Origin of the sequence: Spirillospora sp. NPDC127506 (assembly GCF_040302145.1) — a bacterium.
GTDB lineage: Bacteria > Actinomycetota > Actinomycetes > Streptosporangiales > Streptosporangiaceae > Spirillospora.
In genome coordinates, this window is the sequence record NZ_JBEORG010000001.1 from 17,111 (window position 1) to 32,046 (window position 14,936).

Annotated in this window: 10 protein-coding genes; 6 read left to right on the forward strand and 4 right to left on the reverse strand. The window is 72.9% G+C overall.

The features are described from left to right. Positions 1 to 17 precede the first annotated feature (17 nt). The 3 genes from ABTW95_RS00090 to ABTW95_RS00100 all read left to right on the forward strand — a co-directional run bounded on the left by ABTW95_RS00090 (position 18) and on the right by ABTW95_RS00100 (position 3,139). Entirely contained in the window at positions 18 to 521 is a 504-nt protein-coding gene (locus ABTW95_RS00090) for a DUF6912 family protein (RefSeq protein WP_396448864.1), read from the forward strand. An 80-nt stretch (positions 522 to 601) separates the two neighbouring features. After that, positions 602 to 2,233 (forward strand): L-glutamate gamma-semialdehyde dehydrogenase, encoded by a 1,632-nt coding sequence (gene pruA, locus ABTW95_RS00095; RefSeq protein ID WP_396448865.1) that lies wholly within the window; start codon positions 602 to 604, stop codon positions 2,231 to 2,233. Positions 2,234 to 2,428: 195 nt separating this feature from the next. Then, positions 2,429 to 3,139 (forward strand): HAD family hydrolase, encoded by a 711-nt coding sequence (locus ABTW95_RS00100; protein WP_500223288.1) that lies wholly within the window; start codon positions 2,429 to 2,431, stop codon positions 3,137 to 3,139. Between the two features lie 3 nt (positions 3,140 to 3,142). Here the strand turns inward: ABTW95_RS00100 and ABTW95_RS00105 are convergent, their stop codons facing one another. The 3 genes from ABTW95_RS00105 to ABTW95_RS00115 are packed head-to-tail and all read right to left on the reverse strand — an operon-like array spanning position 3,143 to position 4,767. Further along, positions 3,143 to 3,751, reverse strand: coding sequence for a DUF4865 family protein (locus ABTW95_RS00105; RefSeq protein ID WP_396454361.1), 609 nt, complete (start codon positions 3,749 to 3,751; stop codon positions 3,143 to 3,145). A gap of 21 nt (positions 3,752 to 3,772) precedes the next feature. After that, entirely contained in the window at positions 3,773 to 4,180 is a 408-nt protein-coding gene (locus ABTW95_RS00110) for a (R)-mandelonitrile lyase (RefSeq protein WP_500223290.1), read from the reverse strand. Between the two features lie 11 nt (positions 4,181 to 4,191). Further along, positions 4,192 to 4,767: a TetR/AcrR family transcriptional regulator gene (locus tag ABTW95_RS00115; protein WP_500223291.1), complete on the reverse strand. Its 576-nt coding sequence runs from the start codon at positions 4,765 to 4,767 to the stop codon at positions 4,192 to 4,194. 217 nt (positions 4,768 to 4,984) lie between these two features. Between ABTW95_RS00115 and ABTW95_RS00120 the strand changes: the two genes are divergently transcribed. The 3 genes from ABTW95_RS00120 to ABTW95_RS00130 all read left to right on the forward strand — a co-directional run bounded on the left by ABTW95_RS00120 (position 4,985) and on the right by ABTW95_RS00130 (position 13,898). Beyond that, on the forward strand, positions 4,985 to 6,940 hold the full coding sequence (locus tag ABTW95_RS00120) for an acetoacetate--CoA ligase (RefSeq protein ID WP_396448870.1): 1,956 nt from the start codon (positions 4,985 to 4,987) through the stop codon (positions 6,938 to 6,940). A 244-nt stretch (positions 6,941 to 7,184) separates the two neighbouring features. After that, on the forward strand, positions 7,185 to 8,795 hold the full coding sequence (locus tag ABTW95_RS00125; protein ID WP_396448871.1) for a serine/threonine-protein kinase: 1,611 nt from the start codon (positions 7,185 to 7,187) through the stop codon (positions 8,793 to 8,795). A 261-nt stretch (positions 8,796 to 9,056) separates the two neighbouring features. Continuing rightward, positions 9,057 to 13,898 (forward strand): NAD-glutamate dehydrogenase, encoded by a 4,842-nt coding sequence (locus ABTW95_RS00130; protein ID WP_396454363.1) that lies wholly within the window; start codon positions 9,057 to 9,059, stop codon positions 13,896 to 13,898. 49 nt (positions 13,899 to 13,947) lie between these two features. Here ABTW95_RS00130 and ABTW95_RS00135 read toward each other — a convergent pair whose 3' ends face one another. Then, on the reverse strand, positions 13,948 to 14,850 hold the full coding sequence (locus ABTW95_RS00135; protein ID WP_500223293.1) for a DUF8094 domain-containing protein: 903 nt from the start codon (positions 14,848 to 14,850) through the stop codon (positions 13,948 to 13,950). Positions 14,851 to 14,936: the final 86 nt, after the last annotated feature.

The window sequence follows — 14,936 nt, forward strand, 5'->3', positions numbered from 1 at the left end:
GCAGACTGCTGACCGTCATGCGCGTCTACCTGCCGTCCACGCTCACGCTGCTCGCCGGCGTCCACGCCGCGCGGGAGATCGGCCCCGCGCCGCTCGCCGCGCACGCGGTCACGCCCGCGCTCCGCGAGTGGTACGCGAGCGGCGACCTGGAGGAGCTGGAGTATGCGGCGATGTCGGCCGCCGCCCGCGCCTCCCTCCGGCTGCTCGCCGCCGACCCGTCCGCCCCGCGCCGCCGCGTCGTGCTGGCCGCCGAGGTGCCGGACGACGCGATCAGCCGGTCGAACACCGACCCCGGCGACGGCGACCGCGCCCTGGTCGAGGTCTCCGCGGCCGTCCCGTGGAAGAAGATCGCCTCCGGCCACGTGGACGCCCCGGACGCCGCCCCCGACATCGCCGAGGCGGCCGCGGCGCTCGCCGCCGCCGACGCCGGCGACGACGACGCCCGCTTCACCGTGGACGGCGCCGAGGGCCACGAGCTCCTCTGGTACGCGACCCAGGAACTCCCCCACCTCCTCGGCTGACCCGGGTATTTCGCCCGCCCGCAGGCGGGTAGGTCCTTCGGCACGTCGACAACGCCGTCGGATTCCCAGGGAGTCGTGAGATGGACGCCGTCACCACCGTGCCGGCACCGGCGAACGAGCCGGTGAAGGGCTACGCGCCGGGGAGCCCGGAGCGCGCCGCGCTGGAGGCCAGGATCAAGGAGCTGGGCGGGACCCAGACCGAGCTGAGCATGACGATCGGGGGCGAGCGGCGCATGGGCGCGGGCACCCCGATCGACGTCGTGGAGCCGCACGACCACGGGCACGTCCTCGGCCGGATGGGCGACGCCACCGAGGTGGACGTGACCGAGGCGATCGTCGCGGCGGAGGAGGCCGCGCCCGCGTGGCGGGCCATGGCGTTCGAGGACCGCGCCGCGATCTTCCTGCGCGCCGCCGACCTGCTGTCCGGGCCGTGGCGGGCCACGCTGAACGCGGCGACGATCCTCGGCCAGTCCAAGTCGGTGCAGCAGGCCGAGATCGACGCCGCCTGCGAGCTGATCGACTTCTGGCGGTTCAACGTCGCCTACGCCCAGCAGATCCACGAGATGCAGCCGATTTCGCCGCCGGGCGTGTGGAACCGGCTGGAGTACCGGCCGCTGGAGGGGTTCGTCCTCGCCATCACCCCGTTCAACTTCACCGCGATCGCCGGGAACCTGCCGACCTCGGCCGCTCTCATGGGCAACGTCGTGGTCTGGAAGCCGTCCCCGACGCAGCAGCTCGCCGCGCACTTCACGATGCGCCTCCTGGAGGCCGCCGGCCTCCCGCCCGGCGTGATCAACATGGTGACCGGCAACGGCCGCGCCGTGTCCAACGTGGCGCTGCGCCACCCCGACCTCGCCGGCCTGCACTTCACCGGCTCGGTCGCCACGTTCCAGACCCTCTGGCGGACGATCGGCGAGAACATCGCCGGCTACCGGAGCTATCCCCGGATCGTCGGGGAGACCGGCGGCAAGGACTTCGTCGTCGCGCACCCCTCCGCCGACCCGGCCGTGCTGAAGACGGCCCTCGTCCGCGGCGCGTTCGAGTACCAGGGGCAGAAGTGCTCCGCCGCGTCCCGCGCCTACATCCCGCGCTCGGTCTGGGACCGGATGCGCGACGACTTCCTCGCCGAGACCGAGTCCCTCACCATGGGCAACGTCGCCGAGGACCTGTCCACGTTCATGGGCGCCGTCATCGACGACCGCGCGTTCGCCAAGCACCGCGCGGCCATCGACCGCGCGCGCGGCATCGACGGCATGAAGATCCTCGTGGGCGGCGAGCTGGACGACTCGCGCGGCTACTTCGTCCGGCCCACGGTGCTGGAGTCGTCCGACCCCACCGACGAGATCTTCACCCGCGAGTACTTCGGGCCGATCCTCGGCGTGCACGTCTACGACGACGGCGACTACGACCGGGTCCTGACCCAGATGGAGGGCGTCTCCGAGTACGGCCTGACCGGCGCCATAGTCGCCGACGACCGCGCTGCGATCGCCGAGGCCACCGAGAAGCTCCGCTTCGCCGCCGGCAACTTCTACATCAACGACAAGCCGACCGGCTCGATCGTGGGCCAGCAGCCGTTCGGCGGCGCCCGCGCGTCCGGCACCAACGACAAGGCCGGCTCGGTCTTCAACCTGACCCGCTGGACGAGCGTGCGCTCCATCAAGGAGACCTTCGTCCCGCCGACCGACTACCGCTACCCGCACATGGGCACCTGACGGCCCGTCCCGCGGCGCCGGGGGATTGCGGACGGGCCGGGGCGCTCCTCGGGGACGACGAGAACGGGGGCCCGCCCGCTTCCCGGCGCCCGCGGTTGCGGCGGGGGCGCGGAGGCCGGACGATAAGCTCGCTGACCGCCGCGGGTGCCGGGAACGGCGCCCGTCCACGCTCCTCCGACCGCGCATGGGAACGGGATGTCGACGCTGAACCGTCTGGTGCTGTGGAACATCGATCACACCCTGGTCGACGTCGGGCGGGTCACCAGGGACGCCTACGCCGAGGCGTTCCGGCGGACGATCGGGCGGCCGCTCGTCCGGCTCGCGCCGACCCCCGGCCGCACCGAGTCCGAGATCATTTTCGAGACCCTCGCGTTCAACGACGTCGTCACCACCGACGACCACCTGCCCGCGTTCTTCGACGCGCTCGCCGAGGCGTTCGCGTCCCGCCGCGAGGACCTGCGCGCCCACGGCCGCGTCCTCGCCGGGGCCGCGGAGGCCGTCGAGGCGCTCGCGCACGTGCCCGGGGTCGTCCAGTCCGTGCTGACCGGCTCCATCCAGCCGAACGCCATGCTGAAGGTCCGCGAGCTGGGCCTCGCCGACCGCCTCGACCTCGGCGCGGGCGGCTACGAGAACGGCGTCTACAGCAAGGCCGCCCTCCTCGAACTGGCCCGCACCCGCGCGGGCGAGCGGCACGGCACGGCCTACCCCGAGTCCGCGACGGTCTACATCGCCGACTCGCCCCGCGACGTCCAGGCCGCGCACATCGCCGGCTCGCCGATCATCGCGGTCGCCACCGGCAGCGCCACCGAGGCCGAGCTGCGCGCCGCCGGCGCCGAGACCGTCCTCGCCACCCTCGCCGACACGAAGGCCGTGGTCACCGCCGTCGCCGACCTGACCCGCCTCTGACCGCTACCAGGCGCGCCCCTCGGGCAGCGCGTCCAGGCCGGGCGCGGACAGGTGCAGCACCCGGTAGCGCTCCGCCCCGGCCGTGTCGGGCGCGGCGTCCCGCCAGAGGACGAACCGCATCAGCTGCCAGCGGTGCGGGTCGACGGCCAGGGCCGCGGTGTGCACGCCGTCGCGGCGGGCCAGCTCGGCGAGCTCGGCCACCTGCCCGTCCAGCCATCGGGCCATGGCCAGGCCGGTGCCGCCGGGGTCGGGCGGGGCGGGCACCGGGGTGAGGAGGCGCGAGGCCGCGGCGGGGGACGCGCCGCGGGCGGGCCCGGCGTGGCAGGCGACGCCGGTCCAGTGGTGCACGGCCGGCCGGCCGAAGTCCCGGATGATGTTCTGGAAGCCGCCGCCGGCGAGGAAGTGCGCCATCGCGCCGGTGTCGTTCCACAGGTAGAAGGGCGCGTACTGGTTGACCGGCGAGCCGTCCACGCCGCGCTCGCGGACGGCGTACGCCTTCAGTCCCAGGCCGGCGCGGTCGTCGAGGACGTGGCCGCCGTCGGCGACCCGCTTCCGGATGATCCGCATGTCGTAGTCGGCGGGCAGGGTGATCTCGTACTGCTTCGCGTACACGGGGGTGGTGCCTCCGGGTCGTCAGGCGGACGCGGTCGGAGCGCGGTACTCGGCGTCGGTCACCGCGCCGCCGCGTTCGGCTTCGGTGCCGTCCTCGGCGACCTCCTGGACGGCCAGGTGCGTCATGAACGCGCCGGGGGAGGCCCCGTGCCAGTGCCACTCGTCCGCCGCGATCCGCACGACGTCGCCGGGCCTGATGGTCCGCACCGGGCCGCCGCGGCGCTGCACGAGCCCGGTGCCGTCGGTGACGATCAGCACCTGGCCGAAGGGGTGCCGGTGCCACACCGTGCGGGCTCCCGGCGCGAACCGGACGGTGTCGACGCGGAGCCGCGACGGGCCTTCGGGGGCGGCGAGCTCATCGGCCCAGGCGTCCCCGGTGATCCACTCGGGCGGTGCGGCGGCGGTGGACGCCGGAGGCGACACGTGCACGCTGGTCTCCTTCACTTCCGTACGGACGGGGAGCAGGCGGCGAGCAGGCTCAGCGCCCCCGAGACCGCCTGCTCGAAAGGCTCGGTGGACCGGGCCGCGCGGGCCGCCACGTAGCCGCCCTGCAGCACGGCGACCAGGGTCGCGGCGGTGGCCCGGGGATCCAGCGCGGGGTCGAGCTCCCCGCGCTCGCGCCCCTCCGCGAGCACCTCGGCGACGCGGTCCCGCAGCCAGGACAGGGTCGCCTCGACCGGCGCCCGCAGGCCCGGATCGGCCATGACCTCCGGGTCCTGGGTGAGGCGGCCGATGGGGCAGCCCTTCAGCACGTCCCGCTCCCTGCGCAGGTACGCGGTGATCCGCTCCACGGCCGTGCCGGGGCCGGCGAACTGCTCCTCGGCCATGGCGCGCATCTCCTCGGCGGTGCGCGAGATCGCCGCGAGCGCCAGCGCCCGCTTGCCGGAGAAGTGGTGGTACATGCTCCCCTGGCCGACGCCCGCCCGCCGCTGGATCGCGCTGGGGCTCGTCCCGGTGTAGCCGCGCTCCCACAGCAGGTCGCGCGTGCATTCGATGAGCCGATCGGCGGAACTCATGCTGTACATACTAGTAGGTACAGCAGCATGTGGGAAACCCGGACGGCCCGGGGTGCGATCATGTGGCCCGGCGATGTTGCGCCGACCAGCGGTTTCGGCGTGCGATGGGGTGGCCGCCGGGCGGGTACGCAAGGGGGCCCGGGGAAGTTGCGCGGTGCGCCGGGGCGGGCCGATATTGGGATGGCCGCGCGCCGTGGCGCGGCGGGAAGGGAGAACGATGGCCGGTGGGGTTTCCGAGGGTTCGGTGCTGTGGGAGCCGTCGGAGGAGGTCGTCGCGAACGCGCGGGTGACCCGGTTCGTCCACTGGCTGTGGGAGCGGGGCGTCCGCGCCGAGTCCTACGACGAGCTGTGGCGCTGGTCGGTCACCGAGGTCGACGCGTTCTGGGACGCGATCTGGTCGTACTTCGACGTCGTCGGCGAGCGCGGTGACGGCCCCGTCCGGACCGGCGGCCCCATGCCGGTGGACGGCCTCAGGTGGTTCCCCGGCGCGACCCTCAACTACGCGGCGAACGCGCTGCGGCGGGCGGAGGAGACGCCCGACGCGACCGCGGTGGTCTTCCGGTCGGAGGCCGGCGGGCACCGGACGCTGTCGTACCGGGAGCTGGCGCTGCACGTCGCGGAAGTCCGCGCGGGCCTCGCCGAGCTGGGCGTCGGCAAGGGCGACCGCGTCGCCGCCTACATCCCGAACATCCCCGAGGCGCTGATCTGCTTCCTGGCGACGGCGTCGCTCGGCGCGATCTGGTCGTCGTGCTCGCCCGACTTCGGGTCGTCCTCGGTCATCGACCGGTTCGCGCAGATCGAGCCGAAGGTCCTGATCGCCGTGGACGGCTACGCCTACAACGGCAAGCGGTTCGACCGGCGGGACGTGGTGAAGGAGATCGAGGCCGCGCTGCCGAGCCTGGCCGCCACGGTGCTGGTCCCCTACCTCGACCCCGCCGCGGCCCCCGACGGCCTGCGCGTCGGCATGCACTACGGTGAGCTGCCCCGCCCCGGCCACGACGCGCTGGAGTTCGAGGACGTCCCGTTCGACCACCCGCTGTGGGTCGTGTACTCGTCCGGCACGACGGGCCTGCCCAAGCCGATCGTGCACGGGCACGGCGGCGTGGTGCTCGAACACCTCAAGGCCCTGTCGTTCCACCAGGACCTCGGCCCCGAGGACGTGTTCTTCTGGTTCACCACCACCGGCTGGATGATGTGGAACTACCTCATCGGCGGCCTCCTGGTGGGCTCCGCCATCGTCATGTACGACGGCGCCCCGCTCGACCTGTGGTCGCTGGCCGCCGAGAACGGCGTCACCTACATGGGCGTCGGCGCGCCCTACATCACCGCGTCCGCCAAGGAGGGCCGCCGTCCCGGCGAGGAGCACGACCTGTCGGGCCTGCGCGGCATCGGCTCCACCGGCTCGCCGCTGCCGCCGGAGGGCTTCGCGTGGGTGTACGAGGCCGTCGGCAAGGACCTCCTGCTCGGCTCGTTCTCCGGCGGCACCGACCTGTGCACCGGCTTCGTCGGCCCGTCGCCGCTGCTGCCGCTGCGCGCCGGCGTCATCCAGTGCCGCGGCCTCGGCGCCAAGGTCGAGGCGTTCGGCGAGGACGGCAAGCCGGTCGTGGACGAGGTCGGCGAGCTGGTCATCACCGAGCCGATGCCCTCGATGCCCGTCTTCTTCTGGAACGACGAGAGCGGCGACCGCTACCGCGACTCCTACTTCGACATGTTCCCGGGCGTGTGGCGGCACGGCGACTGGATCAAGATCCTTCCGGACGGCGGCTGCGTCATCTACGGCCGCTCCGACTCCACCCTCAACCGCGGCGGAGTCCGCATGGGCACCGCCGACTTCTACCGCGTCGTCGAGGCGTTCGACGAGATCACCGACAGCCTGGTCATCGACACCGGCCGCCTCGGCCAGGAGGGCCGCCTGCTCCTGTACGTCCAGCTCGCCGAGGGCGCGGCGCTGACCGACGAGCTGGTGCGGGACCTGCGGCGGGAGATCCGCTCGGCGCTGTCGCCGCGGCACGTCCCGGACGAGATCACCGCCGTCCCCGGCATCCCGCGCACGCTGTCCGGCAAGAAGCTGGAGGTCCCCGTCCGCAAGATCCTCCAGGGCACCCCGGTCGACAAGGCCGCCAACCGCGACTCCATGGCCAACCCCGAGGTGCTCACCCACTTCACGCCGTAGTCGCCCCTCCGTCCGAGCGCCCCGGCCGCCCGGCCGGCGAACACGGTCGGTTTCACTTCTGTGACACCTGGCGCGGCCGCGCCGCTGTGAGAAGTAACGCCATTAGGGTGGTTCCACGGTCAGATCGCTCCGTAAGGTCGCAGGATCGGGTGAACTTCCCTCGGGTCTCGGGCGTCACACTGTCGGAGGGTGATCCGGGCCCGAACGACGCGGCTCGTCGGTCGAGAGAGGGACGGTTCCACGCATGGAGGTTGGGGCGCTGCGGTCCGGAGATCCGGATCGGCTGGGGTCGTACGCCCTGATCGGCCGGGTGGGCGAAGGCGGTCAGGGCACGGTGTTCCTCGGTGCGGCCGAGGACGGCCGGCAGGTCGCGATCAAGCTGCTGCACGCCGATCTGACGTCCGACGACAAGGCGCGCAGCCGGTTCCTGCGCGAGCTGGAGGTCGCCAAGCGGGTCGCGCCGTTCTGCACCGCCCAGGTGATCGACGCCGACGTGGACGGCGACCGGCCCTACATCGTCAGCGAGTACGTGCGCGGGCCGTCGCTGAACCAGCACGTCCTCGACGAGGGCCCGCTCGACGGCGCCGCCCTCGACCGGCTCGCCGTCGGCACCGCGACCGCGCTCGCCGCCATCCACCAGGCCAAGATCGTCCACCGCGACTTCAAGCCGCACAACGTGCTGCTCGGCCCGGACGGCCCGCGCGTCATCGACTTCGGCGTGGCCCGCGCGATCAGCGCCGGCACCACCCTCACCAGCCGGGTGATCGGCACCCCGTCCTACATGGCGCCCGAGCAGATCAGCGGGGACGAGGTCGGCACCCCCGCGGACGTGTTCTGCTGGGCCGCGACGCTGGTGTTCGCGGCGACCGGGGAGCCCCCGTTCGGGCAGGACACCATCCCCGCGGTGATCAACCGGATCCTGCACGAGGAGCCCGACCTCGGCGACCTCGACGGGTCGCTGCGCGAACTCGTCCTCGACTGCCTGGAGAAGGTGCCGGAGCAGCGGCCCGGCGCCCGCCAGGTGCTGATGCGGCTGCTCGGGCACGAGGAGGCCGCGGCCCCGGCGCGGCCCGCGGCCCGGTCCGGCGACACCGACGAGACCGCGATGCTCGCGGCCGGCTCCGTGCGGGCCGCCGAGGCCGCCGACGCCGAGGTCTTCGAGCCGGACCCGGTGTTCGGCGACGACCCCGTCTTCGACGACGCCGACCAGGACGGCCACGTCTTCCGCGACCCGGAGGCGTCCCCGGCGGCCGCCGCCTTCCACGACGCGGGCCTGCCCGACGACGCGGACCCGGCGGGCGACGACGACGGCCGGCCGCCCGCGTCCGCCGAGTGGGGCGCCGACACCACGCTGCCGCCCGACCTCGTCGTGGTCGGCGAAGGCGGCGGGGGCGGGCTGCGGCGCGCGCTCGCCGGGTCCGGGCGCTCCGCCCTGCTGGCCGGGGCGGCCGCGCTGTTCGTCGCGGTCGTGGTGGTCTCCTCCGTGCTCGTGCTCGGCGCCGGGGACAAGGGCAAGGCGGGGCAGAAGGTCAGCGACCCGAGCGCGCCGCCCGGGTCGAGCAGCGTCATGCCGAGCATGGCGCCGCCGGCGACGCACTCGCCCGCGGAGCAGTCGACCTCGCCCGGCTACACGCAGAACCCGACGGGCAGCGCGTCCCCGACGGGCAGCACGACGCCGTCCGGTTCGCCGACCCCGTCCGACTCGCCGGCCCAGCCGACGCCGACGAAGTCGACGACCAAGCCCGGGACGACGCCTCCGGAGACCCCGCCGGAGACCCCGTCCGACCCGTCCAACCCGCCCGGGACGCCGGGCACCGGCGGCGCCGGCGGCACCGACGGCCAGACCACCGGCTGACCCGGCACCGGCGGGCAGCGGCGGACGGCGGCGGCCGGCAGGCGCCGGCCGGCCGCGGGCCAGGCCGGCCGGGCGGCGGCCGGCGTCCCGTCGGATCCGTCCGGCATGGGAACCGGCGCGCGGGCCCGGCGGGCTGGCAGGGTGGCATAGGCCACGATGACCTTGCTGCATAGCAGGTCGGCTTTGCGGCGATTCCTGGCTACGCTCGTGCAGTGAGCGGCGCCACAACGAGGTGGCGAGAGGTCTCAAGGGGAGTTGTTGATGAGCGGCATGCTCGATCAAGCGAAGGACGACCTGCTCAGGCGGGCCGCTGAGACGTGCGCGCAGCGCCCGGGGGCGCGCGGCGGGGACGTGGAGGAGGACTTCGAGTACCTCCGGCTCTACTACCGGCAGGTTGCCCACGAGGACCTGATGGCGCGGGACCCGGCCGACATCTGCGGCCCGGCGATGGCGCACCGGTCCCTCGGCGAGGAGCGGCCGCAGGGGCGCGCGAAGGTGCGCGTCTTCACGCCGACGCTGGAGGAGTACGGCTGGGACCCCGGCCACACGGTCGTGCAGGTCGTCACCGACGACATGCCGTTCCTGGTCGACTCGGTGACGATGGAGCTGACCCGGCACCAGCTCACCACGCACCTGATCGTCCACCCGCTGCTCGGCGTGGACCGCGACGTCGCGGGCCACCTGAAGGCGTTCCGCCACAAGCTCGACAGCGACGCCGACGTCGACGAGTCGTGGATCCACATCGAGGTCGACCGCACCAGCGACCGCGCCGCCCTGGACGCCCTGGAGAAGGACCTCCTGCGCGTCCTTCAGGACGTCAGGGTCGCCTACGAGGACGAGCCCAAGATGCGCGCCCGCGCCGGCGAGATCGCCCGGGCGATCCAGGAGAAGCGGCCCCCGCTGCCGGACAAGGAGATCGACGAGGGCGTCGAGCTGCTCGACTGGCTGGCCGACGGGCACTTCACCTTCCTCGGCTACCGCGACTACACGCTCACCGACGACGGCACCGCCCTGCGCCCCGAGCCGGGCACCGGCCTCGGCATCCTGCGCAGCGACAAGCGCGAGTCCGACAGCTTCGCCGCGCTGCCGCCCGAGGTCCGCGAGCGGGCCACGGAGAAGCACCTGCTGGTGCTCACGAAGGCGAACTCGCGCTCCACCGTCCACCGCCCCCTGTACCTCGACTACATCGGGGTGAAGAAGTTCGACGAGTCCGGCGAGGTCGTCGGCGAGCGCCGCTTCCTCGGCCTGTTCACGCACGTCGCCTACAGCGAGTCGATCGCGCACGTGCCCGTCCTGAAGCGCAAGCTGGACGAGGTGCTGGAGCGCGCCGGGTTCACCCCCGACAGCTACGACGGCCAGGACCTCATCGAGGTGCTGGAGAGCTACCCGCGCGACGAGCTGTTCCAGATCTCCGTCGACGACCTGCTGAAGATCTCGCTCGGCGTGCTCCGGCTCCGCGAGCGCCGCCAGCTGAAGCTGTTCCTCCGCAAGGACCTGTACGGGCGCTTCATGTCGTGCATGGTGTACCTGCCGCGCGACCGCTACACCACCAAGGTCCGGCTGCGCATCCAGGCCCTGCTGAAGGAGGCGTTCAACGGCGTCAGCGTCGACTACAGCGCGAACGTGACCGAGTCCCTGCTGGCGCGGCTGCACGTCGTCGTCCGCGGCGAGCGCGGCCGCCCGCTGCCGGACGTGGACGTCGCCGAGCTGGAGGAGCGGCTCGCGAACGCCACCCGCTCCTGGGAGGACGACCTCGCCGACGCCATCGTCGAGCAGTGCGGCGAGGAGCGCTCCGGCACGCTCGGCCGCGCGTTCGGCGAGGCGTTCCCCGAGGGCTACAAGGCCGACTTCCCCGCCCGCACCGCCGTCGCCGACCTGCGCCGCCTCGACGAGCTCACCGGGGAGGGCGACACCTCCATCAACCTGTACGAGCCGTACAGCGCGGAGCCGGGCGAGCGGCGGCTGAAGATCTACCGGCTGGGCGAGCCGATCTCGCTGTCCCGGGTGCTGCCGCTGCTGCAGAACATGGGCGTCGAGGTGGTGGACGAGCGCCCCTACGAGATCGTCACCTCCGACGGCCGCCGGTTCTGGATCTACGACCTCGGGCTGCGGTACGTCCCGCCGGAGGACGTCCCCGAAGAGGCCATCAAGGACCTGTTCCAGGACGCGTTCACCGCGCTGTGGCGCGGCGACATCGAGAACGACGGGTTCAACGCGCTCGTCCTGCACGTCGGGCTGAACTGGCGCGAGGCGATGATCCTGCGCGCCTACGCGCTGTACCTGCGGCAGACCGGCATGACGTTCTCCAAGCGGTACGTCGAGCAGGTGCTGCTGCGCAACGCCGCCATCACCCGGCTGATCGTCCGGCTGTGGGAGTCGCGCCTCGACCCGACCCTGCAGGGCGGCGAGGAGGAGCGCAGCGCCGGCATCGCCGAGGAGATCACCGGCAAGCTCGACGACGTCGCCAGCCTCGACGAGGACCGCATCCTGCGCGCCTACCTCGCGCTCGTCCAGGCGACCCTGCGCACGAACCACTACCAGGGCAAGCCGTACCTGGCGATGAAGTTCGACCCGGCGCGGATCCCCGACCTGCCGCAGCCGAGGCCCATGTACGAGATCTTCGTGTACTCCCCGAAGGTCGAGGGCGTCCACCTGCGGTTCGGGGCGGTCGCGCGCGGCGGCCTCCGCTGGTCGGACCGCCGCGAGGACTTCCGCACCGAGATCCTCGGCCTGGTCAAGGCGCAGGCGGTGAAGAACACCGTCATCGTCCCGGCGGGCGCGAAGGGCGGCTTCGTCGGCAAGCAGCTCCCCGACCCGTCCGTCGACCGCGAGGCGTGGCAGAAGGCCGGCATCGCCTGCTACAAGGACTTCATCTCCGGGCTGCTCGACCTCACCGACAACCTCGTGGACGGCAAGGTCGTCCCGCCGCCGAACGTCGTCCGGCACGACGGCGACGACACCTACATGGTCGTCGCCGCCGACAAGGGCACCGCGACGTTCTCCGACATCGCCAACGGCGTCGCCGCCGAGTACGGGTTCTGGCTCGGCGACGCGTTCGCGTCCGGCGGGTCCGTCGGCTACGACCACAAGGCGATGGGCATCACCGCCCGCGGCGCCTGGGAGTCGGTCAAGTACCACTTCCGCTCGCTCGGCAAGGACGTCCAGAGCGAGGACTTCACCGTCGTCGGCATCGGCGACATGTCCGGGGACGTGTTCGGCAACGGGATGCTGCTCTCCGAGCACATCCGGCTCGTCGCCGCGTTCGACCACCGGCACATCTTCGTCGACCCCGACCCGGACGCGGCCGCCTCGTTCGCCGAGCGCCGCCGCCTGTTCGAGCTGCCGCGCAGCAGCTGGGCCGACTACGACACCGCGCTGATCTCCAAGGGCGGCGGGATCTTCCCCCGCACCGCCAAGTCGATCCAGGTCACCCCGCAGATGCGGGCGGCGCTCGGCATCGAGGACGGGGTGAAGGCGCTCACCCCGTACGAGCTGATCCGGGCCGTCCTCAAGGCGCCGGTCGACCTGCTGTGGAACGGCGGCATCGGCACCTACGTCAAGTCGTCCATCGAGAGCAACGCCGACGTCGGCGACAAGGCCAACGACCCGGTCCGGGTGAACGGCGCCGAGCTGCGCTGCAAGGTCGTCGGCGAGGGCGGCAACCTCGGCGTCACCCAGCTCGGCCGCATAGAGTTCGCGCGCGGCGGCGGCATCATCAACACCGACTTCATCGACAACTCCGCCGGCGTCGACACCTCCGACCACGAGGTCAACATCAAGATCCTGCTCGACCAGGTCGTGCGGGACGGCGAGCTGACCGGCAAGCAGCGCGACGCCCTGCTCTACGAGATGACCGACGAGGTCGGGCGGCTCGTCCTGCGCGACAACTACGCGCAGAACGTCGTGCTCGCCGCGTCCCGCGCGCAGGCGCCCGCGATGCTGCACGTCCACGCCCGGTACATGCGCAAGCTGGAGCGCGACGGCCGGCTGAAGCGGGACCTGGAGTTCCTGCCGGACGACAAGGCGCTCGCGGAGCGGCGGCAGTCCGGGCACGGCCTCACCGGCCCCGAGTTCTCCGTCCTGCTCGCCTACGCCAAGCTCGCGCTGGACGCCGAGATCGTCGCCTCCGACCTGCCCGACGACCCCTACCTGGAGTCGTGGCTGGTGGAGTACTTCCCGACCCCGCTGCGCGAGCGGTTCCGCCGCTACATGGACCGGCACCCCCTGCGCCGCGAGATCATCACCACGGCCGTGGTGAACGACGTGGTGAACGCGAGCGGCTCCACGTTCGTGTTCCGGATGAACGAGGAGACGGGCGCGTCGTCGCCCGACATCGCCCGCGCCTACCTGGTCGCCCGCGAGGTGTTCCAGATGCCGCGCTTCCGGGCCGCGGTGGAGGGCCTCTCCCACCAGGTGGAGGAGTCCACGCAGATCGCGATGCTGCTGGAGGCGCGCAAGCTGACCGAGCGCGCCGCCCGCTGGCTGCTGCACAACCGGCGGCCCCCGTTCGACATACAGGAGAGCATCGACTTCTTCAGCGGCGGCGCGGCGACCCTCGGCGCGCAGGTCTCGAAGCTGCTCGTCGGCCTCGACCTGGCCGCGTTCGAGCAGCGCCGCGACGGCTTCGCCGAGCTCGGGGTGCCGGACGAGCTGGCCGAGCAGTGCGCCGCGTTCGTGCCCGCCTACTCCACGTTCGACCTGGTGGGGGTCGCGCACGACACGGGCCGCCCGGTGGAGGAGGTCGCCGAGGTCTACTTCGACCTGGCGGACCGCCTCCAGCTGTCCCGGCTCCGGGAGCGGATCATCGCGCTGCCGCGCGACGACAAGTGGCGCACGCTGGCCCGCTCCGCGCTCCGCGACGACCTGTACGCGGCGCACTCGGCCCTCACCAGGGACGTCCTGATCACCAGCGAGCCCGGCGGCCGTCCCGAGCAGCGCCTGATCCACTGGGCGGAGAAGAACAAGCCGGCCGTCCAGCGCGCCCAGCAGACGCTGAGCGAGATCTGGGAGAGCGACAGCTTCGACCTCGCCACCCTGTCGGTGGCCCTGGGCGCGATCCGCACCCTGGTCACGGCCAGCTCGCTGCCTTCCAAGGAAGCCTGAGAGCCCTCCGGCGCCCGTCCCGTTCGCTCGGGGCGGGCGCCGGGTGCCTTCAGCGGGCGGCCGTCAGGGAGACCGACTCGCCGAGGACGCGGGCCTTGCCGGAGGGCGGCGCGTACCCGATGGCCAGCCACTGCCAGGACGTGCGAAGCGTCTTGCCCGGCTTGTCGTCGTTCTTGTCCAGGTAGTCGCGGACCTCCGCCGGAAGGGTGTCGTCCGCGCCGCCGGTGAGCGTCTGCTCCTGCTTCAGCCCGTACCAGACCAGCGACCCGCCGTCCTTGGTCCGCAGGGCGTAGGACGGGCCGGGGCCGGGCGTGAACCCGCCGGGCTCGGACGTCCAGTCGCCGATCTTCTTCGCCCGGGCGTTCCGCGAGTAGGCGTCGGGGACCACGGCGCTTTCGTCGCCGCTCGCGAGGTACTTCGCGTGCGCGGCCGGCAGGCCGCGGTCGGGCGCCGGCACCGCGTACCCCTCCTCGTCGTACGCGAGCTGCGGCGGCTGCCCCTGGAACGTCAGCCAGTGCGCGGCGCGCCAGCCGTCCCCCTTCTTCGCCTTCACGAAGACCCCGAGGATCTGCTGCTCCCCGCCGGCCGACCGCTCCAGCGCCGCGACGCCGAACCACTTGGGGAAACCGTCCAGGCGCGGCACGTAGAACACGGGGTTCGCCAGCGAGATCTCCGCCGTCTTGGGCAATTTCCCGTAGGTGTGCACCCGGGCGCCGACCGGGGCCTCCAGCGCACCCGTCACGGCCTCGCGCCACTGCCGCTCGTCACCCGAGGTGATGGCCTCGTTGTGCCGCGCCGTCCAGTCCTTGAGGACGTCGAGCGACTCGCCGGCCGTCACGGCGGGCTCGCCGCTCGGCTCCTTCGCGCCCGTCGCGGCGTCCGGCGCCGGCCGGGAGCACCCGGCCGCCGCGAGCAGGAGCGCGGCCACGGCCACGTGACGCACACGGAGCACGGCCCACCTCAGCGGACGAGTTCGTCGGACTTGCCGCGCCAGTCTAGAGCTTCGCGGAAGCCCAGGCCGAGACGCCGGGGAGGTGA